Here is a 24,525-nt window from a genome sequence, read left to right as displayed (position 1 = left end):
CCTGCTCTTTTTCATTCACCCCGGTAAAACAGCGCCCGGCCGGATAGCGCCAGGGTATCCAGCCACTCATAACGGCGCCGATACATGGCCCGCTTCTTCGAGGCTATCTCCTGCAGCGGCTTGCGCCCAGCGGGCATCAGGGTCACGAAGTTGCTATCCAGCTCCTGCGCACCAAACTCCTGCCACAACTCGTCATAATCCGCCTGCAGGTTTGCCTTCTGTTTGCTGCTGTAGCGCCTGGCCTGAAACACATGAGCCCGCTTGCACACCGCATCGACTCGCACTGCTCCCATCGCCTCGGCCAACCCCAGCACCAGCATCACCACCAGGGACTTGGGTCTCAGACCATGACCCTCCTTGGTCAGCTCCCGCACCCTGTCCTGTGCCTGCGCAACCCCGGGTTCGGGGCCCTGCACCGAGCCAATCACCAGACGCAGGGAATCAGGCTGTCCGGCAAAGGAGAAGGCGCAGCTATAGAGCCGCCGCCCCTGTTTATCAATGATGGAGACGGCCAGCTCGGCCTCGCGCCTGAAAGTGCCATCGTGACGCAACAGGATGCGGCAGCCACTCTGGGGATAGAGGCCCAATTCAATACCCTCCGCCAGATAGAGAGGGGCTATCAACGCCGGGTAGCAGAGTTGCAATAGGCGATAGTGCTCGACCAGCATGGCTGCCCGCTGGCGAGCATTGGAGCAGGCAAAACGATAGGGGCGCAGCGGCTTGTCGAGCAGCTCTGGATACTGACCTGGCAGGGCCTTGAGTGGCTCGCTGCGAAACAGTTCAAACACCTGGCTCATGGATTTGCGGTAAAACAGACTGCGCAGCACGAATTTGCCGCGCTTGAAGTGCAAGCGACTGCCACCATCCGGGTAGAGGTAACGCGCCATGGCGAGCGCGCCGTAATGGGGCTGACGGGATAGTTGCTCCCAACCGAACGAGTTGCTGGTCATACCTTGCTCTCCAACTGCCTGAATGGAGGGCGATCCTAGGGATGACGCTCTGGCACTTCAATCGACTGGCAACACTTGCTTACAACTTCCCCAAATAAGTCCTAGTGCTGGCAGTGGCTGCAGAACACGGTGGTGCGCTGACCGATCCGGATCTCGGTCAGTGGCAGCTGACACTGATAACAGGGTTGCCCGCCCCGGCCATACACTTGCAACTGCTGCACGAAATAACCGGGTTTGCCATCGGCACTGGTGAAGTCCTTGAGGGTGGTGCCCCCCTGCACGATGGCGGCGGCCAACACCCGCTTGATCTCGGCGACCAAGGTTGCCAAGCGCTCGCCGCTCACCTCGCCTGCCGCCCGCCTGGGGCTAATGCCAGCGGCAAACAACGCCTCGTTGGCGTAGATGTTGCCAACACCAACCACCACATGGTTATCCATCAAGAAAGTTTTGATCGCTACGCTGCGTCCCTTGGCCCGACTCTGCAGATAATCGGCATTGAAGCCATCGGTGAGGGGCTCAGGGCCAAGTTTGGCGAGCAGGGCATGGGCCTCGGCGGGCTCGCGGGTCCAGAGCAGGGCACCGAAGCGGCGCGGGTCGTTGAGGCGCAGCAGCTTGCCGTTGGCCAGCTCGATATCCACATGATCGTGCTTCTCGGCCGGGGTGCCGATGTTGAGCACTCGCAGGCTGCCGGACATGCCCAGATGCAGGATGGCGGTGCCAAAATCGGTCTCCAGCAACAGGTATTTAGCGCGGCGACTGACCCTGCGGATGGTGAGACTGACCAACTCCTGGATCTCCCCCGGTATTGGCCAGCGCAGCCGACCATCGCGCACCACCACGCGGGTCACTTCGATGCCGGTAAGCCAGGGAGAGATGCCCTGGCGGCTCACTTCAACTTCGGGTAATTCGGGCATCTTATCCTCGCAGACTCAGGGAGTGGGTTTGAGCAGGGCGCGATACTGCTCCGCGCTAAGCGCCAGCCAGCGCTCCTCACCCAGGCGAACGGCATAACGGCCATTGTCCTGATAAAGGGCCAGCCTCAGAGGTTCTCCCTGTCCGGCCAACCAGAGCCTGAACTCGACCGGGCTGCCACGCAGCGGCTCACTCGGCGGCAACTGCCAGCCTTGCCAATGTTCAATCTGGCGGGTCAGGGCCAGGTTATCCAGCCCCAGATCCGGCACAGTGCGCCAGCCTTGACCCAATCGCTCCAGGGTCCAGCTCGGCCCTTGCCAGGTCAACACCACGGCACCCTCGGGCAACAGGCTGTGCAAGCGCTGGGCACTGTTCTCCTGCTGGGCCTGCTCAAGGCGATGCAGCAGCACTATCACCACCAATACCGCGATGATGATGACGTTGTTCCAGCCTTTACGACTCAATTTCAACATGGCAAGCCTCCGTTCTAGTCGGCAGTGTACTGAATTTGAGCCATAAAAAAACCCGGCACCAGGCCGGGTTTTTGAGACAAATTCAAGTAGTTACTTGATTTTGCCTTCTTTGTAGATCACATGCTGACGAATCACGGGATCAAATTTCTTGATCTCCATTTTTTCGGGCATGGTGCGCTTGTTCTTGGTAGTGGTATAGAAGTGACCAGTACCGGCGCTGGAGTTCAGACGAATTTTATCGCGAATACCTTTAGCCATGATCTAATTCCTTATACCTTAACGCCGCTGGCACGCAGTTCAGCCAGAACCACTTCAACGCCGCGCTTGTCGATGATACGCATGCCTTTTGCGGATACGCGCAGGCTCACGAAGCGTTTTTCACCCTCAACCCAAAAACGGTGAGTGTGCAGGTTCGGCAGGAAACGACGCTTGGTAGCGTTGTTAGCGTGCGAACGGTTGTTACCAACTGCCGGGCGCTTGCCGGTTACTTGGCATACTCTAGACATGTCAGTCTCTCCAAATCTTACTTCATTGCTCGAGCAAATATCTGCCCCGCTGGCCTTCGATTGCGGGGCAAACAGAAGGCGGCATTTTATACAGCATCCGTGATCAAAGATCAACTAATACAGAGCCAGAGCCCGGTTATAACCAACCACGCTCTGCAAAAGAAACCGTGATGCCGTCACCGATCACCAAGTGATCCAGCACTCTGATATCGATCAGGGCCAAGGCGGCCATGATGCGATCTGTGATCTGACGGTCGGCCCGACTGGGCTCGGCCACGCCAGACGGGTGATTATGCGCCAGAATCACGGCCGCTGCATTATGTTTGAGTGCTATCTGCACGATTTCTCTGGGCCAGACGCTCGCCGAATCCAGCGTACCGTAGAAAAGTTCGACAAACTTGATCACCCTGTGCTGATTGTCGAGCAACAACAACGCAAACACCTCCCGCGCCCTGTCCCTGAGCTGAGCCTGCAAATAGTCCCGGGTCAGCTGGGGCGAGGTGAGCGCATCACCCCGTTGCAACTGTTCGGCCAGATGGCGCTTGCTCATCTCCAGCACCGCCTGCAGCTGGGCATATTTTGCCGGCCCCAGGCCATGGGCGGCACAGAAAGCCTGTTGATCTGCACCGAGCAGCGCTCGCAATGAACCAAACGCCCGCAATAGTTGCCGGGCCAGATCCACGGCGCTCTGACCATTGACCCCAGTTCGCAGGAAGATGGCGAGCAATTCGGCATCGGACAGACCCGCCGCCCCCTGCAGCAACAGTTTCTCGCGGGGACGCTCCTCCGCTGGCCACTCTTTGATACTCATATGTTTCCCCATCGGCACTGTTGACAGAAAACATAGCAAAGATTGACGAGAGCCTGACCACAAGTCACCCATGTCAGCCTCTGTCGTCACCCTCAGGCTGTGCTATCTTAGCCGACCAGTCAGAACGAGCCGGAAGCAAAGCAGATGAGATTGGCCGACAAACGCATCCTGTTGGGTGTCAGCGGTGGCATCGCCGCCTACAAGAGCGCCGAATTGATACGTCGCCTGAAGGATCAGGGGGCCGAGGTACGGGTGGTGATGACCCGTTCCGCCAAGGAGTTTATTACCCCGCTGACCCTGCAAGCGGTCTCCGGCAATCCTGTCGCCGATAGTCTGCTCGACCCCGCCGCCGAGGCGGGCATGGGCCATATCGAACTGGCCAAGTGGGCGGATCTGGTGCTGATCGCACCGGCCAGCGCCAATCTGATGGCGCGCATGGCCGCCGGCATGGCCGACGAGCTGCTGACTACCCTCTGCCTGGCAACCCCCGCCCAGGTGGTAGTCGCCCCCGCCATGAATCAGCAGATGTATCGCAACCCGGCCACCCAGGCCAATCTCCAGACCCTCGCCAGTCGAGGCATTCTGCTATGGGGGCCGGACTCCGGTAGCCAGGCCTGTGGCGATGTAGGTCCGGGCCGCATGCTGGACCCTCTCGATCTGGTAGAGCGCTGCTGCCAACAGTTGACCGTCGATCCCCTGCTCGCAGGCGTCAGACTGCTGCTCACCGCCGGACCGACCCGCGAGGCACTGGATCCGGTGCGCTACATCAGCAACCACAGCTCCGGCAAGATGGGTTACGCCATCGCCCGCGCCGCCCGTGAGGCGGGTGCAGAAGTGACCCTGGTGAGCGGCCCGGTCGCCCTGGCCACCCCAAGCGGGGTAGCGCGGGTCGATGTGGAGAGCGCCGAGCAGATGCATCAGGTGGTGATGAGCCGGGTTCATGAGTGCGATCTCTTCATTGGCTGCGCCGCCGTGGCCGACTACCGCCCCGAACAGGTGGCTAGCCAGAAGATCAAGAAGACCGGCGACAACAACCAGATGGTGCTGACCCTGGTCAAGAATCCCGACATCATCGCCGCCGTGGGGGCGCTGCCGAACAAGCCCTTCACCGTCGGATTTGCCGCCGAAACCGTGGATGTGGAACAATATGCCCTTGGCAAATTGCAGCGAAAGCGGTTGGACATGATAGCCGCCAACGATGTGTCCCAGTCCGGGCAAGGCTTCAATGCCGATGACAACGCCCTCACCGTCTTCTGGCAAGGGGGTCAAGCCACCCTGCCGCTGGCCGATAAGCTGACGCTGGCTCGTCATCTTGTCGCCCTTATTGCGCGTCACTATCGACCCTGAGTCCCCAGCCTTGGGGCCATTCCAACTGACGAACGATCCATGACGACCCGGATTGCCTTGAAGATCCTGGATGTCCATACAAGAACCCATTGAAAGCTAACGATTCATGACAACACAAATAGAACTGAAGATCCTGGATGCCCGCATCGGCACCGAATTCCCCCTGCCTGCCTATGCCACACCAGGTTCTGCCGGTATGGATCTGCGCGCCCTGCTCGACCAGGCCATCACGCTGGCACCGGGTGATACCACACTCGTCCCTACCGGTCTGGCGATCCATATCCAGGATCCGGGCTTATGTGCCACTATCTTGCCCCGCTCCGGCCTCGGTCATAAGCACGGCATCGTATTGGGCAATTTGGTCGGCCTTATCGACTCCGACTATCAGGGCCAGTTGATGATCTCGGTCTGGAACCGTGGCAATGACAGTTTCACCGTTCAGCCAGGGGAGCGCATCGCCCAGCTAGTGATCATGCCCGTGGTGCAGGCCAGCTTCCAGCTCGTCGAAGAGTTTGATCAGAGCGAACGAGGTGAAGGTGGGTTTGGTTCTTCCGGTCGCCAATAACAGGACCCAACGCAGCCTTGGTTGCGTGGCTAATAATAGAACCAAGCCATTGTTTTTTTAGGGGAATCCATGGCAAGCAGTAATCAGAAACAGAGTCGGCGCGACCAGATCCTGCAGGCGCTCGCCCACATGCTGGAAACCAGCCCGGGTCAGCGTATTACCACGGCCCGGCTAGCGGCCGAGGTCGGCGTTTCGGAAGCGGCCCTCTATCGTCACTTCCCCAGCAAGGCTCGGATGTTCGAGGGGCTGATCGACTTTATCGAGGATTCCCTGCTGTCACGGGTCAACATGATCCTGGCCGACGAGAAGGACACCATGACCCGCTGCCACCACATCCTGCAGCTGCTGCTGGTGTTTGCGGAGCGCAATCCCGGCATCACCCGCATCCTCAACGGCGATGCGCTGCTGGGTGAGCATGACCGGCTGCGGGATCGGATCAGCATCCTGTTCGACAAGCTGGAAACCCAGCTCAAACAGGTACTGCGAGAGAAGCGGCTGCGAGAAGGTCAGGGTTTCCAGCTCGACGAGACCATGTTGGCCAACCTGCTGCTGGCCTATGCCGAGGGACGGATCAGCCAATTCGTTCGCTCCGAGTTCAAGCTCAAACCGACCGCGGACTTCGAAGATCAATGGCAGTTCATCCGCAGCCAGTTGCTGCAGAGTTGACCCAAACGATGAGGAGGCACTTGGCCTCCTCAGCTTTTTATGGCAAAAATTAACATCTTGCGAACCACAACGACCCAAACTGTCGCAATGCGCTGTTATAGTCCGTGGTTTTGATTAATTAGCCCAACAGGAAGTGTTATGGAACCCGAAATGCTCACCAGTGCTCAGACCTGGCTCGTCAACAATCAGGGCCTGCTGCTCGAGTATGGCGTCAACATCACCGCAGCACTGATCACCCTGCTGCTCGGTTATATTGCCACCAACCTTATCAGTGGCGGTGTCGAGAAGGTCATGAAGGCCCGCAACCTCGATGCCACCATTACCCACTTCGTCGGCAGCGTGCTCAAATATGGTCTGCTGGTGTTCGTGGTGCTCGCCGCCCTGGGCCGCGTTGGGGTCCAGACGACCTCCTTCATTGCCATCATTGGTGCCGCCGGTCTGGCCATCGGTCTGGCGCTGCAAGGCTCACTCTCCAACTTTGCGGCCGGTTTCCTGCTGATTATCTTCCGCCCCATCAAGTCCGGTGAGTTCATCGAAGTGGCGGGTACTGCGGGTGTGGTGCAGTCGGTACAGCTGTTCACCACCACCCTCACCTCCGCTGACAACAAGATGGTGGTGGTGCCCAACTCCGCCATCCTCAACGGCAACATCATCAACTACTCGCGCATGGACACCCGTCGGGTCGACATGACCTTCGGCATCGGCTACGGCTCAGATCTTCGCAAAGCCAAGTTGGTACTGGAGCGTCTGGTCAACGAAGAGCCACGCATCCTGAAAGAGCCGGCGGTCACCATTGCCGTTGCCGCCCTGCTCGACTCCTCGGTCAGCATAGTCGTGCGTCCCTGGGTCAAGACCGGCGACTACTGGGGTGTCTGGTTTGACTTCCACGAGCGGGTCAAGCTCGCCTTCGACGCCGAGGGCATCGAGATCCCCTTCCCGCAGATGGCATTGCACATGCACAAACCGCAAGCCTGACAGGCTGGCAACAAAAAAGCCGCTCACTGAGCGGCTTTTTTTATGGGAATGTCCCGTCCTGAATATGGTTGACACCTTTCCCCCGAATAAATGGAGAGCCCGATGGGACAAGGTGTGAAACGAACCCAGTGCGATTACTCGCTGACTTTTAAACTGGCCCTGGTCGAGCAGATTGAAAAAGGCGAGCTCACCTACAAACAGGCTCAGGCCCGTTAGACAGAAAAAGTGACCGACCGGGAGGCGGTAGCGCCGCCATGGCACGGCCAGAAATTGTGCCATTAAACCCCGAACTGGGCGCGGTAGGCCTGCATGGCGGCCAGTTGCTCGGCCAGCGCGGGCTGCTCATCCTGCTTCTCTTCCAGATAGGCGATGAGGTCGCTCATCTGGATGATGGCGATGATGTGGGCGCCGTAGTCACGCTCCACTTCCTGGATGGCGGAGAGCTCGCCCTTGCCCTTCTCCTGACGGTCCAGGGCGATCAGCACCCCGGCCAGGGAGGCGCCGTTGGCCTGGATCAGATCCATGGATTCGCGGATGGCGGTCCCGGCGGTGATGACGTCGTCCACCAGCATGATGCGCCCCTTGAGCGGGCTGCCCACCAGATTGCCGCCCTCGCCGTGATCCTTGGCCTCCTTGCGGTTGAAGCACCAGGGCACGTCCACGTCGTGCTGCTCCACCAGCTGCACCGCGGTGGCGGAGGCGATAGGGATCCCCTTGTAGGCCGGGCCAAACAGCACGTCGAATTCGATGCCGGCATCCATCAGGGCGGCGGCATAGAAGCGGCCGAGGCGGGCCAGATCGCGGCCGCTGTTGAACAGGCCGGCGTTGAAGAAGTAGGGGCTCTTGCGGCCGGATTTCAGGGTGAACTCACCGAATTTGAGAACCTGTTTCTCCAGGGCGAACTCGATAAATTGACGCTGGTAGGCTTTCATTCTGGCTCCTTGCTTGGCTTGTCGTTGACTGGTGGGGGGGTATAAAAAAACGCGGTCAATGCCGCGTTTTTCAAATCAGAAATTCAGGAGAGCGCCTGCTTCTGCAGCGCTATGATGTCGTCGATGCCGCCCTTGGCCAGCGCCAGCATCGCCAGCAGCTCCTCGTGGGTGAAGGGCTCGGCCTCGGCGGTGCCTTGCACCTCTATGATGCGACCATCTTCGGTCATCACCACGTTCATGTCGGTCTCGGCGGCGGAATCTTCGATGTACTCCAGGTCGCAGATGGCTTCGCCCTGATACATGCCGACGGAAACGGCGGCGATCATCTGCTTGAGCGGGCTCTGCTTGAGCATGCCTTTCTCGACCATCCAGTTCAGCGCATCCACCAGGGCCACGCAGGCACCTGTGATGGCGGCGGTGCGGGTGCCGCCGTCGGCCTGCAGCACGTCACAATCCACAGTGATGGAGTGCTCGCCCAGCGCGGTCAAATCCACGGCAGCGCGCAGGGAGCGGGCGATCAGTCGGGAGATCTCCAGGGTGCGACCACTCTGCTTGCCGGCGGCGGCCTCGCGGTTCATGCGCGAATGGGTGGAGCGCGGCAACATGCCGTACTCGGCGGTGACCCAGCCCTGACCCTTGCCTTTCAGGAAGCGCGGCACGCTGGTGTCGACGCTGGCGGTGCACAGCACGCGGGTGTGGCCGAACTCCACCAGCACAGATCCTTCCGCATGCTTGGTGAAGTTGCGGGTGATGGTAACCGGGCGTACTTGCGCGGCACTGCGATCGCTGGGACGTGACATGGAACTGACCTCTGGGCTGGCTCAAATTGGCGAAGGAGTATAAGCGATTGCGCCCCAAATATCAGCCGCTAAGAAACCGTCATGCTTGGTCGCGAGCCATCATCTCAACGGTGAGGAGCCGCATCGAAACCGGCGTCCATCACCCACAAGAGCCGGGGCCGTGGCGGACCTTGGCCCCGCCACAGCCGGAACAGGTTCTAAAGCCACCGCTATGGCTGACGGGGCAAGCCTGGCTGAGTATACTGGCCGCACACTTCATCAAGCCCGGAACAATCAATGATTCACAGCATGACCGCCTACGCCCGCAAGGAATTCAAGGGCGACTGGGGCACAGCCGTTTGGGAAATTCGTTCGGTCAACCAGCGCTATCTGGAAACCTACATCCGCCTGCCGGAGCAGCTGCGCAGCCTGGAGCCGGTCCTGCGTGAGCGTTTCCGTGCCAAGCTGCAGCGCGGCAAGGTGGAGTGCAACCTGAGGTTCGAGGCAGCCCAAGCCGCCGCCAGCCAGCTGCACATCAATGAAGAGCTGGCCAAGCTCATCATCGACAGTGCCAACTGGGTAATGAAAGAAGCGGGCCAGGGCCAGCTCAACCCGGTCGACGTGCTGCGCTGGCCGGGTGTCATGGCCGCTGCCGAGCAGGATATGGATGCGGTAGGAACCGAGCTGATGGGTGGTTTCGATCTGACCATGGAAGATTTCCTCGCCTCCCGTGCCAGCGAAGGGGCCAACCTCAAGGCCTTGATCCAGCAGCGTCTGGACGGCATCCAGGTGGAAGTGAAGAAGGTGCGAGTGCACCTGCCCTTGATCCTCGAGTGGCAGCGCCAGAAGCTCACCGACCGCCTGACCGAGGCCAAGGTGGAGCTGGATCCGGCCCGCATCGAGCAGGAAATCGTGCTGCTGGCCCAGAAGATCGACGTGGCCGAGGAGCTGGATCGCCTGGAGATGCACATCAGCGAAACCATCAAGATCATGAAGAAGGGCGGCGCCTGTGGCCGTCGCCTCGACTTCATGATGCAGGAGTTCAACCGCGAGTCGAACACGCTGGGTTCGAAATCCATCAACGCCGAGGTGACCCAGTCCGCGGTCGAGCTGAAGGTCCTCATCGAGCAGATGCGCGAGCAGATCCAGAACATCGAGTGATGTACCATTTTCTATCTGTATGCCCCAACCCCCTCATGATGAGGGGGTTTTCGTATCCACAGCACTACCGCTTGCATGGCCCCCAGATCCAGTCCCGCTCACCGAGATCTACCTCACGCGAGGTTGTCCGCTCACAATGGCGTAATCTCTCTTTGAATGGGTGCCCATGCAGAGAAATCAACTTTTCAGCGCAATGAGTTGCGCAAAAACAAGCATGAATAACCATTCTGCAAGTTATGCCAGTTATTATCACTACAATGCGCAACAAGTTGCGCACCCTGCACAGCACCGCATCACCATTCTTATATAACTGATTGTTAATTATCAATTTAATCTGAAAATAACCATTGGCACGCTTCTTGGTTTAGTGCTTGGCAGGTTGCGCATCAGGCGCCGCCACCATCCAATCAACCAGGAGCATTACCATGCCAACTCCGTGTTATATCAGCATTGAAGGTAAAACCCAGGGCAACATCACTGCCGGTGCCTTCACCTCAGATTCCGTCGGCAACATCTTCGTACAAGGTCACGAAGACGAGATGCTGGTGCAAGAGTTCCAGCACGTCGTCACCGTGCCGACCGACCCGCAATCCGGTCAGCCTGCTGGCCAGCGTGTCCACAAGCCGTTCAAGTTCACCGTCGCCCTGAACAAGGCCGTGCCGCTGATGTACAACTCCCTGGCCTCCGGCGAGATGCTGCCGACCGTGACTCTGAAGTGGTATCGCACCTCAGTGGAAGGCAAGCAGGAGCACTTCTTCTCTACCGTGCTGACCGACGCCACCATCGTCGACATCGACTGCCAGATGCCCCATTGCCAGGACCCGGCCAACTCCGACTTCACCCAGCTGATCCAGGTCTCTCTGGCCTACCGCAAGATCGACTGGGAGCACACCGTCGCTGGCACCTCGGGTGCTGACGACTGGCGCGCGCCGATCGAAGCCTAACACTCTACTTGGGAGCCTGAATAGGCTCCCTCTTATCTCCCTTTAGCGAGGATGCATGATGCCAAGAGAATCTTTCTACCCGGATGTCGGTGAACCCCACATCCATCTCCACAGAGGTGGCGCCACCTTCACCGATATCGGCCATAACCACAGAACCCTGGTCAATGGCTCCCTGGTCTACCGAGGCGTTGTCCGGGAAGTGATCGCAGAGCTGGAAACCCGCGGCGATGCCCGCAGTCGACAGATAGCCAGCTACATCCAGACCAACCTTGCCTGATACCAGGGCCGGCTCTCCGGCCCTTTTCGCTTAACAACTGGCCTCTTTCTTCTGCCCGTTCGCCCCGAGAGCGAGCAACAGAAAGATAACCATTGCCCCCTGCCGCACGCTGTCACAAGCGTGCGGTAGCCATGGCGCCGAAAACCTGGCACCGATGGCGCATCTCTTACCCCTTCCCGACTCACCCCGGGAATTTGACCTCAGAGGCTCACCGTCATGGCAGACAGCACAGGACTTCAGTTCACCATCAAGGTAGGGGCCTTGCCCGAATCCACCTTCGCCCTGGTCGAGTTCAACCTCGATGAGCAGCTGAGTCGCCCCTTCAGCCTGCGGCTCGATCTCGCCAGCCATCAGGCCGATCTCCCCTTCGCCGACCTGCTCGACCAGCCCTGCGAGTTGCTGGTCTGGTACAACGGCGAATTGCAGCGCCGGGTCAGCGGCGTGGTCAGCGACGCGGCCCAGGGAGACAGCGGCTTTCGCCGCACCCGCTACCAGCTGGCGGTCAAACCGGCCCTGTGGCGCCTTGGTCTTCGCCGCAACGCCCGCATCTTCCAGGCGCAAAAACCCGATGAAATCATCAGCATCTTGCTGCAGGAGGCGGGCATCACCGACTACGCCTTCGCCCTGAAAAACGACCATGGCCAGCGGGAATATTGCGTTCAGTACCGGGAATCCGACCTCGACTTCGTCAACCGCCTCGCCGCCGAGGAGGGCATCTTCTACTTCCACGAGTTCGAGCAGGGCAAGCACCGCATCGTCTTCGCCGACGATGCCGCCGCCCTTGTGGCGGGCCCCGAGCTGTTCTTCAATCTCGGCAACCGCTCCCTGGAGCAGGGCCCCTATGTACGTCAGTTCCACTACCGCGAATCGGTGCGCACCAGCGATGTCGAGCTCAAGGACTACAGCTTCCAGACCCCGGCCTATGGCCTCTCCCATCAGGCGGTGGGCAGCGCCCTCGACCATCAACGGGATGCCTATCAGCACTTCGATTACCCGGGCCGCTTCAAGGCCGACCCCAGCGGCAAGGCGTTCAGCCAGTACCGGCTCGATGCCCTGCGCAATGACGCCGCCATCAGCACGGGCCAATCCAACTGCGCCGCCTTGCAGCCGGGCCAGCGGTTTACCTTGAGCGAGCACCCCAACGATGCCCTCAACGACGACTGGCAACTGGTCAGCATCCAGCACACCGGCAAGCAGCCCCAGGCCCTGGAAGAGGAGGGCGGCAGCGAGCCGACCGTCTATTACAACCAGTTTGCCGTGGTGCGTGCCAAACAGAGCTGGCGCCCCCAGATCCCCCACAAGCCCATGGTCGACGGCCCGCAAATTGCCTTCGTGGTGGGGCCGGAGGGCGAGGAGATTTACTGCGACCAGCATGGCCGGGTGAAATTGCAGTTCCCCTGGGACCGCTATGGCAGCTCCAATGACATGAGCTCCTGCTGGGTACGGGTCAGCCAGGGCTGGGCCGGTGGCCAGTACGGCATGATGGCCATCCCCCGCATCGGCCACGAAGTCATCGTCAGCTTTTTGGAAGGGGACCCGGATCAGCCCATCGTCACCGGCCGCACCTTCCACGCCACCAATAGGCCCCCCTACGAGCTGCCTGCCCACAAGACCCGCACCGTGCTGCGCACCGAGACCCATCAAGGCGAGGGTTTCAACGAGCTGCGCTTCGAAGATCAGGCCGGCCAGGAGGAGATCTACATTCACGGTCAGAAAGACCTCAATGTGCTGATAGAGAACGATGCGGCCTGGCACATCAAGCACGACCAGCACAGCGACATCGACAATGATCGGGTGACCCGCATCAAGGCCAATGACCATCTCACTGTGAATGGTGAGAAGCGCGATCATATCAAGGGCGAGCTGTCGCTCAGCGTGGATGGCTCCCTGCACCAGAAGCTGGGGCAGAGCTGGTTGAATCAGGCGGGTCAACAAATACATATCAAGGCGGGCGCCAAGGTGGTGCTGGAGGCGGGCAGCGAGATCACCGTCAAGGTCGGTGGCAGCTTTATCAAGGTGGACCCCAGCGGGGTAACAGTGGTCGGCCCCACCATCAAGATGAATTCGGGCGGCAGCCCGGGCGCTGGCGCTGGTTGGGCGGGTAGGACACCTATCCTACCCGGTGGTGTAGAGGTGCCGGCTTATACACCCCCTCCTCCGTTCAAAGGTGGGGAGTATTGTCCCATGCTGGCTGAACAAAATGCCGCCATGTCTATCAATGAATGTGAATAACCATGATCCAGACACTGTTTGACACGACAGTCATACAAGATGGCGCCCTTCAGGAGCCCATCATAGCCTATGCCATCCTTAATCCTTTGTCTGAGCCCAATCCACTTCTTACCTGGATTGAGCAGGAGTGGGTAGGCGAATATCTGCCTCTCTATATTCAAACGCCCCTGGACACCGTACTCAAATCCAGCCCCTGGTTAGTGCGACTCAATCTAAAAAAAGTCAACGAGATTCAGGAATGGTTGATGGCGCAAGTACCGGATAGCTCCTGGGGCTGGCTTTATACCAGTACACAAGATTGGCAGGCCCAACGCCAACATTGGCAACAGTATCTACGTATCGTCATTGACGATGACCTTAAAGCGGTTCGCTTTCAAGATCCTAGGGTCGTTGGGCTCTGGCTGCCTCATCACAATGTGGATCTCTGGCAAGGGTTGCTTGCCCCACTAATAGATATTCGCCTGCCGAATCATGCTCTTTACCATAGACCCTGCGACCAGCAACTCATCAATGAACAGTTTCCCTGGGTTCTTCCTGAAGTGCTGAGTGAGGCATGGCACCACAGCGACATCGGCATTCAGGCCAAGGTGTTCAACTTGCATACCGATCTCTGGGAGCAATCCCCAGAGCAGGCTGAGGCTTGGGAAGCCCAAGGCATAGCGCTGGCTGAGCAGTTGCACGGCTGGTTAGTCCAAAGAATTGAACAGGGCCTCGGGGTAAAAGAGGTGAATGTGGCAGCGGCGCTGGCTTGGCTGGCAGGCGCCCACAATGCAGCAGAAAGGAATTCCGTATCATGAGCGCCGAAGGTTGCGTCGATTGTAAGAAACTTAAGCACAGCGTTGATCTACTGCTAGTGGATGAATTGGATCAACCTATCGCCAATGTCCCCTACACCCTGCATCATTCGCTAAGCATGGCCAGCGACAGCATAGGCGGCAAGGTTGCCCCCCGTACTGGAGTCACTGGCAGCGATGGCAGTATCAAGGAGAAGGAGCTGCCAGCCGGGCCGGTCAAGCTGGTATTGGCGGCAGATCCGCTGGCAACCACCCTGCAAGAGCCGCATCGCTATCTGCGCCTGTCTCGCAAGGAGGAGGAGTCGGCGGTCAGGGCCAAGGCGCTCGGTCAGGGGCGGCAGTACCGCTATGCCCGCATGGGGGAACTGGTCGACGAGGCGCCAACCAATATCGCTGACTGGGAAGATGATCTTCCACCTGCTTACCACTTTCCCCATGCTGAGCAAGGCTTGCAAGGGATGAGGCTGGGGTTGCTGCCAACGGCGGGCGGCCCCCTCAAGCTGACCGTAGAGGTATGCCCGCTGCGGGCCTGGGTGCTGGCGCTTAACCATAGCCCGGATTATGACCTGGGCAATGCCCACAATCTGGCGCTGATGGCGGCGCTGGCCTATGCCGATGGCGAACAAAATGAAGCAGGGGTCTTTAGCGGTTCAATCCAGCATTTCTTTACCGAGCAGATGCAGGATCTGGCGCGCCAGCCCTATCAAGTCAATGGCCTGAAGGCCAACCCCCTGGTCAGGGATGTGCCCTTCGATGATCGTTATCGCCCCCCCGTATTTATCAATGCAGCGCAGGAGGAGAAGTCCTGGTTCAAGTTCAAATTTGATACCCAGTTCTTCTATGTGGAGCGGCCGGGGGAGCTGCTGGTCAGCTGGCGTGGCACGGCCAGTGGCTATGATGCGCTGACCGATCTGAATTATCAGCCCGTACCCTGTCCTGATATTACAAAAGTCGGGGAAATTCACGAAGGTTTCTACCGCCAATATAAAGCCGTGGAACAACACCCAGTCAAAGAAATCAGGGTAACTTACAATGATATTTCATTGAAACTTGGCGATGGCTTGAAATTATTTATTGCCGGCCATAGCCTCGGTGGTGCCCTGGCACTGATCCACGCAGTTAGTCTCAAAAAGTACTCCCCCTGCCTTTACACCTATGGTATGCCGCGCACCTTTACCAAAGCGGCGCTGGCCGAGATAGGGCCGGACAGTACCATTCACTATCGCCATATCAATGAGGCGGACCCTGTCCCTTCTGTCCCTCCTGGTAGGGAAATGGATAACCCTACCTTCGCCGTACCCGGCTTGGGTTATGTGCTGGCACCGATCACGGCCCCCCTGGCGCTGCTCAACCCCTTCGAGGGAGACCCTTATCAGCATCACGGCAAGGTGGTGCACTTCTATCGCTCCCATATTCGATACAGGGCGCCCAAGTTACCGGGGCAGGGCGGATCTCGTGGCGATCGGGATCAGGTGCAGGACTACCGACCCCTGCCCAAGCAGGTCAAGCTCTATCTGGTGCCAGCATTGGCCCGGCAGGAGAAAGCCGAGTTGCAAGAGCGGGAGCAAGCAGCCGAGCAGCGGGCAGAGGTGAAAGGGTTGTTTCCGGCGGGGGATAATCCGGAGACCAAGGTGGGGCTGGGCCCGGCGGCCCACTCCAGCCTCGAATATGCCGGTTATATTCGCAAACGAATCACTGGCTTGCTGGCCGAGCAGCACCAGCAGCCAGACCCCTTTGTAGAGCAGAAATCGGAGTATCTTGCTGCCCTGACAGCACATCAAAAACAGCTTTATTACAAGGTCGCCAAGCGGGAAAATGCGTTGCTCTGGCTGGATCAGCGACTGAACATTGCCCTGCCGGAGGCAGATGAATTACCGTTGCGCAATGGGTTGGAGCGTTTCTGGCTAAGTAATCAGGGAAAGTATTAAGGAGAAATATATGAATATTGTGAGAATGGTTTTTTTGGGTAGCGCTCTATTAACCAGCGGTTGCAGCAGTGCCTATGACTCTGCACCACTAGACCCACCGCAAGAGAATAATCAATGGATCACCATCAAGGGGGTTATTCCGCCAAATGTCACTGCAACTATTAATCCCAAATATCGCTCATCTGTTTGTAAGAAACCGAGAGCCATGTCGGATGGAACCGTGGGTGCTACGGATAACTTGGCCGGCTTCGAAGTAACGATTCAGCCCCAGGCAGATGGCTCCTATGAAAATAGAGTCGCGATACAGGGTGGAAGTCGCTGTGACTGGCAGCTGTACGACATACTTTTGTTTACTGAGCCTAAAAACGCAGCGCTATTTAAAGGTGGGTTGCCAAATAAATACAAAAGCACCACTTTTGATACATCGGCCAAATACGTAACAGTATCACTCAACACATCTTATCATCGTAATATTTCAAGCTCAAAAATAGATATTAATCCAAAATATTATCCAGTTTTTTTGTTAGAGCTCCCCGTTAAGGATAACACGAATGGAATGTTGTTTATTGAGCCAGCAGGCATAGTGAAAAAAAAATACACATTCAATAACACAAATAAAAATCCAACCTTAATTCACTTCTCCCCCAACATAGATAATAACTACACAGTATATGTTATCGACAGTGGTTCGTTGAGAGATAAAACGGCTAAGAGGGTAAAGTATTATCCAAATGGGGATGAATCCCAGGGTGAGTATGGGTTTAGACCTTATAAATACTATGAGAAAAATTAATATATTGACTCTGTTACATCACTAATTGACGTAAGTACCGATAGCATTATCCACTATCCCCATATCAACGAGGCGGACTCTGTCCCTTCTGTCCCTCCTGGTAGGGAAATGGATAACCCTACCTTCGCCGTACCCGGCTTGGGCTATGTGCTGGCACCGATCACGGCCCCCCTGGCGCTGCTTAATCCCTTCGAGGGAGACCCCTATCAACATCACGGCAAGGTGGTGCACTTCTATCGCTCCCATATTCGATACAGGGCGCCCAAGTTACCGGGGCAGGGCGGCTCTCGTGGCGATCGGGATCAGATGCAGGACTACCGACCCCTGCCCAAGCAGGTCAAGCTCTATCTGGTGCCAGCACTGGCCCGGCAGGAGAAAGCCGAGTTGCAAGAGCGGGAGCAAGCAGCCGAGCAGCGGAAAGAGGTGAAAGGGTTGTTTCCGGCGGGGGATGTTCCTCTAAAGGTTGCAAGCCAAGCCAATGACATGACCAATATTGGTAAAGCACATGTGCTCTATGACATTAGCACCACCGGGGTGTTAAGTGTCCCTGTCTATATAGATGGTATTGGTACTGAAAATGGGGAAGGAGACACTGGTGCTGGACAAGGTGCCGATACTGGGAGCACCTCAAGTCTGGCCAAAGTTGAGCAGGCCTGTAAAACCAAGATTGTCGAGGAACTCAAACTACAGCTAGGACCAACGCTCAATACCATCGACTGTATTCACAAGATCGACTTTGATGTATTTGGTTTTAGCCGAGGGGCTTCAGCGGCCCGTCAGTTTGTTAACATCATCGATCAGCAAGCAGAACACCTCTTGGCTGAGGCCGTCGGAAGTGAGAATGCGATTAGGCTTAAAGCCGGTTTTGACTGGGCTAGTCGTGAAGATTGTCGCATCAAGTTTGTTGGGTTGTTCGATACAGTGACAACCTCCGCAAAGAAGCGTCATGTGACCCTATCGCCAGACTGCGCTGAACGGGTAGTCCATCTCATTGCAGCCGATGAATGGCGCTATTTCTTTGCCCTGACCCGTATCAGCGATGATATTGCTGGCGCTAACATTGCACCCAACTTTACTGAGGTCATCATTCCGGGATCTCACTCTGATGTTGGTGGTGGTTATTACAGCCGCTGGAGTTTGAGCAATCCCAATAGCGATCCTGCTATCACCGAACAAATTGCTATCAAAGTTTGTCGGAGCGAGGAGTCGTCCATGTTCTTCGACCCCAAGAAAAGCCGAGCCTACCAAAGAGCCAAACTGTATGCCGAGGAACAGGTGATTAAGGGGTGGGGTAATGAGGTTGTTGATTTACCTAATGTGGCGAGTGCGCCAGTAAGGAATAAGCTCAGCCTTCGTGTGCGAGTCCGCCGACATCCCAAAACAGATAAAATGAGCGTCGAGGTTGAAGTGCTTCTCAATCGTGTAGTCGAAGGTGAATACTCACGAATTCCACTTCACATGATGGTCGTAGCAGCTCAGGATGTTGGTGTGCCATTCCGCGAGTGGGATCACGCCGATAGAGCGTTAATGCTCGATAGTGGTGCTAGCAAGCCTCCTTTAGTCAATTTGACCAAGATAGATTCGCTCTGGCTCGATGCCGCAAAGGAACGGGGTGTGGTCAAGAATTTAGCTCAAACACTCAAAGACGATTTTTACCGCCAACTGCGTTTTTCATACCTTCATCACAGCGCTGATACGGGGTTGGTGAATACGCCACATCATCACCGAGGCAAAGAAGCTCGTCATATTTACACTAACCAGGAGGGGGGATAATGAGATTCTGTTGGATAGGCTTGTCACTGCTGGCTATTGCTCTAATTGGGTGCAGCAGCAAGGGTATGGCCAATAGCCAAAATACTATGAACTGGCGTTATATGGTCGGAACTAACGCCGATAGAATTTGGAACAGTAAAACCAATTTTTACCGGGAAGGAAAGCCGATACATGGCGCAGAAAGCGGCGTGGTTACTGTGGTTAGCGAAGATTACTTGAAAGCAAAGGAATTTCGCTGGGGAATTGGTAAGGGAAGGGGTGTCACAAACCAACCTGTTCCAGATCAAGTGGAAATTGAGTGGGTCTCCTTTCATGATAAAAAGCGCTATGGCATTACCCTGAAACTACCAGCAGACATTGGCACTCAGATGGATCAGCGCTACCTCATCTCAAATGGCAAAGAACGCGAAGAAACGCAGCGTAATGTCATTGCCGTAGGGATGGCTCCGGGCGGTTATGTCGAGGTGTTCCTGACACAATACAACGTCAAGCCAGACATTTTACTTGTTAGGGGTTTAGCCCATGAAGTAACCGATGATTACTATGACTTAAAAGTTCCGCTTGCTAGGCAGTACCAAGAACGTTGGGCCGCTTTTGACAAAGATTTCAACGTAGCTTACCAGAAGTACCCGATCCCTATGGGCATGGACTGGGCCCCCATCATGGATGACTACCGCGCCAACCAACCCAAGACGGATCTTAAGCCAATCAACTAAACACCCTTGACCACAATGTTGGCCATCTGCATTCAGACGGCCAACATTCTCTCTCTACACCTTCATTACCATCCTGTGCTCCCTGGCTATAGGCACCACAGTGCCAGCAATCAAGGACTCGCCAATCCGGCCAACACCAATAAATTCGAGCCCACGGTAAGCAAGGAAAGACGTGAGCTGATAGGGAACAAGGAGTCATGATGTTAAAGCGATGGATGTTGATACTGGGACTGCTCTGCCCCTTGCTGGCTTGCGCTACGGAAGTGTCTATCAAACCCTTTGCCTGGCGTTACGGTACCGGCAGCAATATTGATATGACCAAGAACACCAAGACCGAGTTTTATCGTGGCGGCGAGTTGGTTTATTCCGATCGCTTGGCCGGGGGTGGGGCTGGTGGCTTGCTAGCCGATCGCATCAAGGGGCAGCGCTATTACTGGGCTGGTGGTGGTGGCTTGCCCACCGACGGCGTGCCCGTACCCGATAAAGCTATTGTCGAGATGGTTTCGTTCCATGATCGCAAACGCTACCGTATCAAGGTGGACCTGCCTGCCAATCTGGAGCAGCAGATGCGTCAGGTTTATTTAGTCGAAGGACGGTATGACAGACGAAATCGCCTCTACTTTGGCCTGGCACCCGGTGGTTATTTTGAGGTTGTGCTAACCGGAGGAGGATTACAGCTCAGCCCCGACCTCCTGCTTACCCACGGCATCGCCGAAGAGGTCGCCGATGACTGGTATGACAAGAAAGTACCGGTAGCGCGCCAATATGGCATGGATGATTTCGATAAAAAATATGGCGAGCTATTCAAGCAATACCCGGTGCCACTCGGTATGGACTGGGCACCCATCATGGATGACTACCGCGCCAAACAACCCAGGACAGATATAGAACCCGTCGACTAATCACCCCCAGCCTGCAACCTGGCCACCTGCACTTAAGGGGCCAGGTCCCCAAGATTCAGCGATAACCGAGCCTCACTCTTCCCCCTATGCCATACGGCGCGGGTGGAACACGCCAGTCGCCAACCTGGCCAGTACCAGCAGGGACGCTCCCACGTCAGCCAAGATAGATATCCACTGACAGGGAGCAAGGCGTCATGATGTTGAAGCTATGGGGGTGGACCTTGGGGTGTGTTGTCCCTTGCCGAGTCACAGCCATGGCTCCCGCAAAAAGTCTCTGCGACTTCTGGCCAGATAGAGATCCCCCTGACCCAATGCCAACATCTGGAAAATCTGGAAAATAAGCACAGGTCCAGAGGCATAGAACAACATGGATCCTCGATGCCAACATTATGCGAATAGTCTTGATACGAAAGCTCAATTTCCCAACCAGCCATTTGCCAACAGCCATTCATTAACAACCCTCGTGAACCCGACACCATGAAAAAACGCTCCCCCGTATTGCTTGTATTACTGCTCGCTGGCTGTGCCAGTCAGCCCAGCCATTTATCCGATGCCGAGTTGCAAACTGCCGCCCAGCAGGGCCAAGGTCAGGCGCAATATGAGCTGGCCGAGCGGCTGGCCGCCAAGCCCGACTACCCAGCCGCCATGCACTGGATGAAGCAAGCCAGCAAACTTGGCACCCTCAATAGCGATGGTGCACTGCGGGGCAAGGCTGCCCTGCAGGTCGGCAACTGGTATCACGCCGGTCTGGGTGAGCCCAGAAACCAGGCTCAGGCCAGAGAGTGGTGGCAAAGCGCCGCCAGGCTTGGCAATGATGACGCTGGTTATCAACTTGGTCTCGATTGCCAGAGCCGACATAAAGGCAAGCTGCCCCAAGAGTGTCTCGACTGGCTGACGCCGGCTGCTGAAGAGGGTCATGTTCAGGCCCAGCTGTTGTTGGGACAGTGGTATGCCGCCCAACCCGAGGGGGGAGAAGATGCCCTGCGCTGGCTGACGGCGTCTGCCAAGCAGGGGGATCGCCAGGCCCAGTACCAGCTGGGCCATCGCTATGAGCAGGGCGTGGGGGTAACCAAGAGCCAGGCAACCGCCGATGAGTGGTATCGCAAGGCCGCCGCCCAGCAGCAGCCCGATGCCCTGCTGATCCTTGCCAAACGGGCCGATGCCAAACAGGCTACCCCGCTCTATCAGCGCGCGGCAGAAGCGGGATCCGCCGAGGCCCAGCGCTGGCTCGGTCTGGCTTATATGAAGGGGGATCCCCTGCCGCCCAACCCGACTCAAGGCCAGTACTGGCTCACGCTGGCCGCGGGACAAGGCGATCACCAGGCCGAATATCAACTCAGTTTGCAACAGAGCGAGGCTGCCCAGCGGCAACATTGGCTGACCCTGGCCGCCGATGGCGGAGTCGCCCGTGCCCAATATGAGCTGGGTCAGCTGCGCCAGCAGAGCGGGGATCTCGAGGCTGCACGGCGCGAGTATACCAGGGCCGCAGCCCAGAACGAGGCGGATGCCCGCTATGCCTATGGCGAGATGCAGCGTCTTGGCCAGGGTGGCAAGGCGGACTACAGCGCCGCACTCAAGGAGTATCGACTCGCAGCCAATCAGGGCCACCAGCAGTCCCAATACCGCATGGGCATGATGCGTGAGCAGGGGTTGGGAGCACCGCGCAACCAGGTCCAGGCCTATGCCTGGTACCTGCTCGCCGCCACCAATGGTGAGCCAGAAGCCTCCCAGGCCCGGGATGAGCTGGAACAGACCCTGCAACCCAAGGAGAAACAGGCGGGCCAGAAGCTGGCGCAATACTGGTACACCAAGCTGAGCGGTCAGGATCAACCTTTCCAGGGTTGAATCCGGCCCGTCACAGCGCTAAGGCAAGAAACCATTCACGGCACGCCGCGAGTTTCCTTATCATAGGAGGCTGACGCCGCCCGCCTCCATGAGCAGGCGGGCTGTTACTCCAACCCGGGCACCCGGGCGTCGGCGTCAAGGCATTCTATCGGCCCCCTGGGGCCGGTTTTATTGATAGTGAATGGACATGCTTATGTATCAAACTCGACTGCGCACCCTGCTGGGTACCCTGGGCTATCAGCTGATCTGGCTGGTGCTGATCCTGATGACAGCCCGTTATCTGATGTTGAGCCACTTCGTCGAACCCGGGCAATTGCAGAGCCGGGCCGACGATGTGCAGCGAATGTGGCTAACCGGGCTTCGCTTTGACTTGCGTATCGCCGGCATGGCGCTCTCCCCCTTCGCCCTGGCAGGGCTGGTGCTGGCCGCTGGCGAGCGTAGTTGGCACGCTGTACAGGCCTGGGCCCCTCGCCTGCTGGGCATGATTGCCTTCCTGATCGGTGCCGTCGCCATCGGCAACTATTACTACTACCAGACCTACCATACCCACATAGACGTGTTCGCCTTCGGCCTGATGGAGGATGACACTCAGGCCGTGCTCGGCAATATGTGGCAAGATTACCCCATCATTCAAAGCCTGTTGCTGAGCCTGCTGCTGGGCTGGCTGCCGGCTCGCTGGGCCAGACGCACCCTGGTGCAGCGGGAGCGCAAACCCTGGCCGTTGACTGTTTTCATCGTCTACCTGCTGGTCGCCCTGACCCTGCTGTTTGTCATCAGCCGTGGCAGCATAGGAACCTTCCCGCTGCGCCGTGGCAATGCCCAGGTCTCGGATCTGCTCTCTCTCAACAAGCTGACCCCGAACGGTTTTATGGCCATTGACTGGGCCATCAAGGACAGGGAGGAGGACATCGCCTTCAACCCGGTCAGCCATGCCGAAGGAGAAACCCTGCTCGCCGAGGTCGGCCTGGACTCCCTGATGGCGCGCACCCCGCACAACCCCTGGCTCGCCGAACACAAACCCAACGTGGTGATGGCCTTGATGGAGAGCTTTGGCAGCAACATGCTGGCCTTCGATGAGCCGGGTAAGAATGACCTGCTCGGCAGCCTGCGGCCGCACTTCAAAGAGGATTTCGTATTCAAGCGCTTCCTGTCGGAGGACAACGGCACGGCCCCCTCCCTGGCGGCCCTCTTCTTCCACAGTCCGGCGCAAAACATCAGCCATAGCTCGGCCCAGCACCAGACCCTGAGCGGCACCCCCTTCGCCCTCTACAAGCAGGCGGGCTACAAGCTGATCTTCATCTCCCCCGGCAACATGATGTGGCGCAATCTGGTCAACTACCTGCCGGTGCAGGGGGTCGATGAGGTCTATGACCAGAACGCCCTGATGAAGCGCTATCCCCAGGCGGCCAAAGAGATCACCGCCTGGGGCGTGCCCGATGACTACGCCTACCGTCTGGCGCAGACCCTCTTGGAGGAGGCGACCCAGCCGCTGTTCATCAGCATTCTCACCATCACCAATCACCCGCCTTATGAGACGCCGGCCCGCTATCAGCCGCAACCCATCGCCACCACGGCAGCGGTCATGACCCATGCCGAGGATGGCAACATAGAGCAGACCAATATCCTCAAGACCTATCAGTTCGCCACCGATGCCCTTGGCCGCTTCGTCAGCGCCATCAAGGGTTCATCCCTGGGTGACAAGACGCTGATCGCCGCCAGTGGCGATCACCAGATGCGCCGTCTCAGGGCCTTCTATCCCCGCGAACAGGTACTGGATCGGGCCGTGCCCTTCTACCTCTATGTGCCCAAGCCGATACTGGCCCACAGCCAGTGGCGCTTCGATCCGTTGCGTGTCGGCTCCCACAAGGACATTTTCCCGACGCTCTACAGCTTCAGCCTGTCGGATACCCCCTACCAGACCCTGGCCGGGCGCAACATGCTGGCACCGGTCGACGATCCCAGCCGGGCCTTTGGCTATAACGTCACCCTCTGGATCGATGACAAGGGCGCCTATCCCATGAGCGGCAAGCCGATGTTCTACCCCTGGCGAGATGACCGGCAGCTGACGGTCTCCGAGCAGGGAGAACCGGTCGACAAGGCTCAGCAGCAGCGTCAGCAAGCCCTGCCAGACCTGCTGCGCTGGCAGCTCAACAGCCGGGTCAAAGGCTTCCTGGACCCCGAGCCCGATGGGCAAAGCGCCCAGTGATAGTCCCACAGCAAAAAGGCTTCCCGAGGGAAGCCTTT

The 24,525-nt window shown here is 57.7% G+C and carries 24 protein-coding genes; 16 read left to right on the top strand and 8 right to left on the bottom strand.

Annotation, left to right across the window (positions count from 1 at the left end; translation table 11 throughout):
* Positions 1 to 11: 11 nt before the first annotated feature.
* The 6 genes from M2366_RS18180 to radC form a co-directional block, all read right to left on the bottom strand.
* Entirely contained in the window at positions 12 to 887 is an 876-nt protein-coding gene (locus M2366_RS18180) for a VirK/YbjX family protein (RefSeq protein ID WP_259270358.1), read from the bottom strand.
* Positions 888 to 1,051: 164 nt separating this feature from the next.
* Positions 1,052 to 1,864 carry a bifunctional DNA-formamidopyrimidine glycosylase/DNA-(apurinic or apyrimidinic site) lyase gene (gene mutM / locus M2366_RS18175; protein WP_259270338.1) on the bottom strand — a complete coding sequence of 271 codons (813 nt, stop codon included), beginning with the start codon at positions 1,862 to 1,864 and terminating at the stop codon, positions 1,052 to 1,054.
* A gap of 15 nt (positions 1,865 to 1,879) precedes the next feature.
* Complete coding sequence (locus M2366_RS18170) at positions 1,880 to 2,335, bottom strand: hypothetical protein (protein WP_259270337.1); 456 nt, start codon at positions 2,333 to 2,335, stop codon at positions 1,880 to 1,882.
* A gap of 90 nt (positions 2,336 to 2,425) precedes the next feature.
* A complete protein-coding gene (gene rpmG, locus M2366_RS18165; protein ID WP_005323752.1) occupies positions 2,426 to 2,593 on the bottom strand; it encodes a 50S ribosomal protein L33 in 168 nt (55 codons plus the stop codon).
* Positions 2,594 to 2,604: 11 nt separating this feature from the next.
* Entirely contained in the window at positions 2,605 to 2,841 is a 237-nt protein-coding gene (gene rpmB / locus M2366_RS18160; RefSeq protein ID WP_005321271.1) for a 50S ribosomal protein L28, read from the bottom strand.
* Positions 2,842 to 2,977: 136 nt separating this feature from the next.
* Positions 2,978 to 3,652: a DNA repair protein RadC gene (gene radC, locus M2366_RS18155; protein ID WP_042042767.1), complete on the bottom strand. Its 675-nt coding sequence runs from the start codon at positions 3,650 to 3,652 to the stop codon at positions 2,978 to 2,980.
* 144 nt (positions 3,653 to 3,796) lie between these two features.
* On the opposite strand from radC, the gene coaBC reads away from it, so the two are divergent.
* From coaBC to M2366_RS18135, 4 genes are all read left to right on the top strand, one after another.
* Positions 3,797 to 4,999, top strand: coding sequence for a bifunctional phosphopantothenoylcysteine decarboxylase/phosphopantothenate--cysteine ligase CoaBC (gene coaBC, locus M2366_RS18150; protein WP_259270336.1), 1,203 nt, complete (start codon positions 3,797 to 3,799; stop codon positions 4,997 to 4,999).
* A gap of 106 nt (positions 5,000 to 5,105) precedes the next feature.
* Positions 5,106 to 5,564: a dUTP diphosphatase gene (gene dut / locus M2366_RS18145; protein ID WP_042042769.1), complete on the top strand. Its 459-nt coding sequence runs from the start codon at positions 5,106 to 5,108 to the stop codon at positions 5,562 to 5,564.
* 69 nt (positions 5,565 to 5,633) lie between these two features.
* Entirely contained in the window at positions 5,634 to 6,230 is a 597-nt protein-coding gene (gene slmA, locus M2366_RS18140; protein WP_042042770.1) for a nucleoid occlusion factor SlmA, read from the top strand.
* A gap of 138 nt (positions 6,231 to 6,368) precedes the next feature.
* Positions 6,369 to 7,205 (top strand): mechanosensitive ion channel domain-containing protein, encoded by an 837-nt coding sequence (locus M2366_RS18135; protein WP_042042771.1) that lies wholly within the window; start codon positions 6,369 to 6,371, stop codon positions 7,203 to 7,205.
* A gap of 278 nt (positions 7,206 to 7,483) precedes the next feature.
* Here M2366_RS18135 and pyrE read toward each other — a convergent pair whose 3' ends face one another.
* Together pyrE and rph are read right to left on the bottom strand one after the other, a co-directional pair.
* Entirely contained in the window at positions 7,484 to 8,137 is a 654-nt protein-coding gene (pyrE, locus tag M2366_RS18130; protein WP_259270335.1) for an orotate phosphoribosyltransferase, read from the bottom strand.
* Positions 8,138 to 8,220: 83 nt separating this feature from the next.
* The gene (gene rph, locus M2366_RS18125; RefSeq protein WP_162627251.1) at positions 8,221 to 8,937 is read right to left on the bottom strand and encodes a ribonuclease PH; all 717 of its coding nucleotides are present in this window, start codon (positions 8,935 to 8,937) and stop codon (positions 8,221 to 8,223) included.
* 276 nt (positions 8,938 to 9,213) lie between these two features.
* On the opposite strand from rph, the gene M2366_RS18120 reads away from it, so the two are divergent.
* The 12 genes from M2366_RS18120 to M2366_RS18065 all read left to right on the top strand — a co-directional run bounded on the left by M2366_RS18120 (position 9,214) and on the right by M2366_RS18065 (position 24,487).
* On the top strand, positions 9,214 to 10,077 hold the full coding sequence (locus M2366_RS18120) for a YicC/YloC family endoribonuclease (protein ID WP_259237708.1): 864 nt from the start codon (positions 9,214 to 9,216) through the stop codon (positions 10,075 to 10,077).
* A gap of 425 nt (positions 10,078 to 10,502) precedes the next feature.
* A complete protein-coding gene (gene hcp1 / locus M2366_RS18115) occupies positions 10,503 to 11,021 on the top strand; it encodes a type VI secretion system effector Hcp1 (RefSeq protein WP_042042782.1) in 519 nt (172 codons plus the stop codon).
* Positions 11,022 to 11,079: 58 nt separating this feature from the next.
* Positions 11,080 to 11,298 (top strand): hypothetical protein, encoded by a 219-nt coding sequence (locus tag M2366_RS18110; protein ID WP_224431581.1) that lies wholly within the window; start codon positions 11,080 to 11,082, stop codon positions 11,296 to 11,298.
* A 216-nt stretch (positions 11,299 to 11,514) separates the two neighbouring features.
* Positions 11,515 to 13,530: a type VI secretion system tip protein VgrG gene (locus M2366_RS18105; protein WP_310508883.1), complete on the top strand. Its 2,016-nt coding sequence runs from the start codon at positions 11,515 to 11,517 to the stop codon at positions 13,528 to 13,530.
* 2 nt (positions 13,531 to 13,532) lie between these two features.
* Positions 13,533 to 14,327, top strand: a complete 795-nt coding sequence (locus M2366_RS18100; protein WP_259270334.1) for a DUF4123 domain-containing protein — start codon at positions 13,533 to 13,535, stop codon at positions 14,325 to 14,327.
* A 56-nt stretch (positions 14,328 to 14,383) separates the two neighbouring features.
* Positions 14,384 to 16,252 (top strand): lipase family protein, encoded by a 1,869-nt coding sequence (locus M2366_RS18095; protein WP_259270333.1) that lies wholly within the window; start codon positions 14,384 to 14,386, stop codon positions 16,250 to 16,252.
* A gap of 10 nt (positions 16,253 to 16,262) precedes the next feature.
* Positions 16,263 to 17,045, top strand: coding sequence for a hypothetical protein (locus M2366_RS18090; protein ID WP_259237715.1), 783 nt, complete (start codon positions 16,263 to 16,265; stop codon positions 17,043 to 17,045).
* Positions 17,046 to 17,153: 108 nt separating this feature from the next.
* Entirely contained in the window at positions 17,154 to 18,818 is a 1,665-nt protein-coding gene (locus M2366_RS18085) for a DUF2235 domain-containing protein (RefSeq protein ID WP_259237718.1), read from the top strand.
* Positions 18,819 to 18,883: 65 nt separating this feature from the next.
* Positions 18,884 to 19,534 (top strand): DUF2931 family protein, encoded by a 651-nt coding sequence (locus M2366_RS18080; protein WP_259237720.1) that lies wholly within the window; start codon positions 18,884 to 18,886, stop codon positions 19,532 to 19,534.
* Positions 19,535 to 19,749: 215 nt separating this feature from the next.
* A complete protein-coding gene (locus M2366_RS18075; RefSeq protein ID WP_404972809.1) occupies positions 19,750 to 20,436 on the top strand; it encodes a DUF2931 family protein in 687 nt (228 codons plus the stop codon).
* Between the two features lie 477 nt (positions 20,437 to 20,913).
* Entirely contained in the window at positions 20,914 to 22,281 is a 1,368-nt protein-coding gene (locus tag M2366_RS18070) for a tetratricopeptide repeat protein (RefSeq protein ID WP_259270332.1), read from the top strand.
* A 193-nt stretch (positions 22,282 to 22,474) separates the two neighbouring features.
* The gene (locus tag M2366_RS18065; protein ID WP_259270331.1) at positions 22,475 to 24,487 is read left to right on the top strand and encodes an LTA synthase family protein; all 2,013 of its coding nucleotides are present in this window, start codon (positions 22,475 to 22,477) and stop codon (positions 24,485 to 24,487) included.
* The last annotated feature ends 38 nt before the right edge of the window (positions 24,488 to 24,525 follow it).

It is taken from the genome of Aeromonas sp. BIGb0405, assembly GCF_024807335.1.
Taxonomy (GTDB): Bacteria; Pseudomonadota; Gammaproteobacteria; order Enterobacterales; family Aeromonadaceae; genus Aeromonas; species Aeromonas rivuli.
Note: the sequence above shows the minus strand (reverse complement) of the source record. Positions and strands in the feature narration are given on the sequence as shown.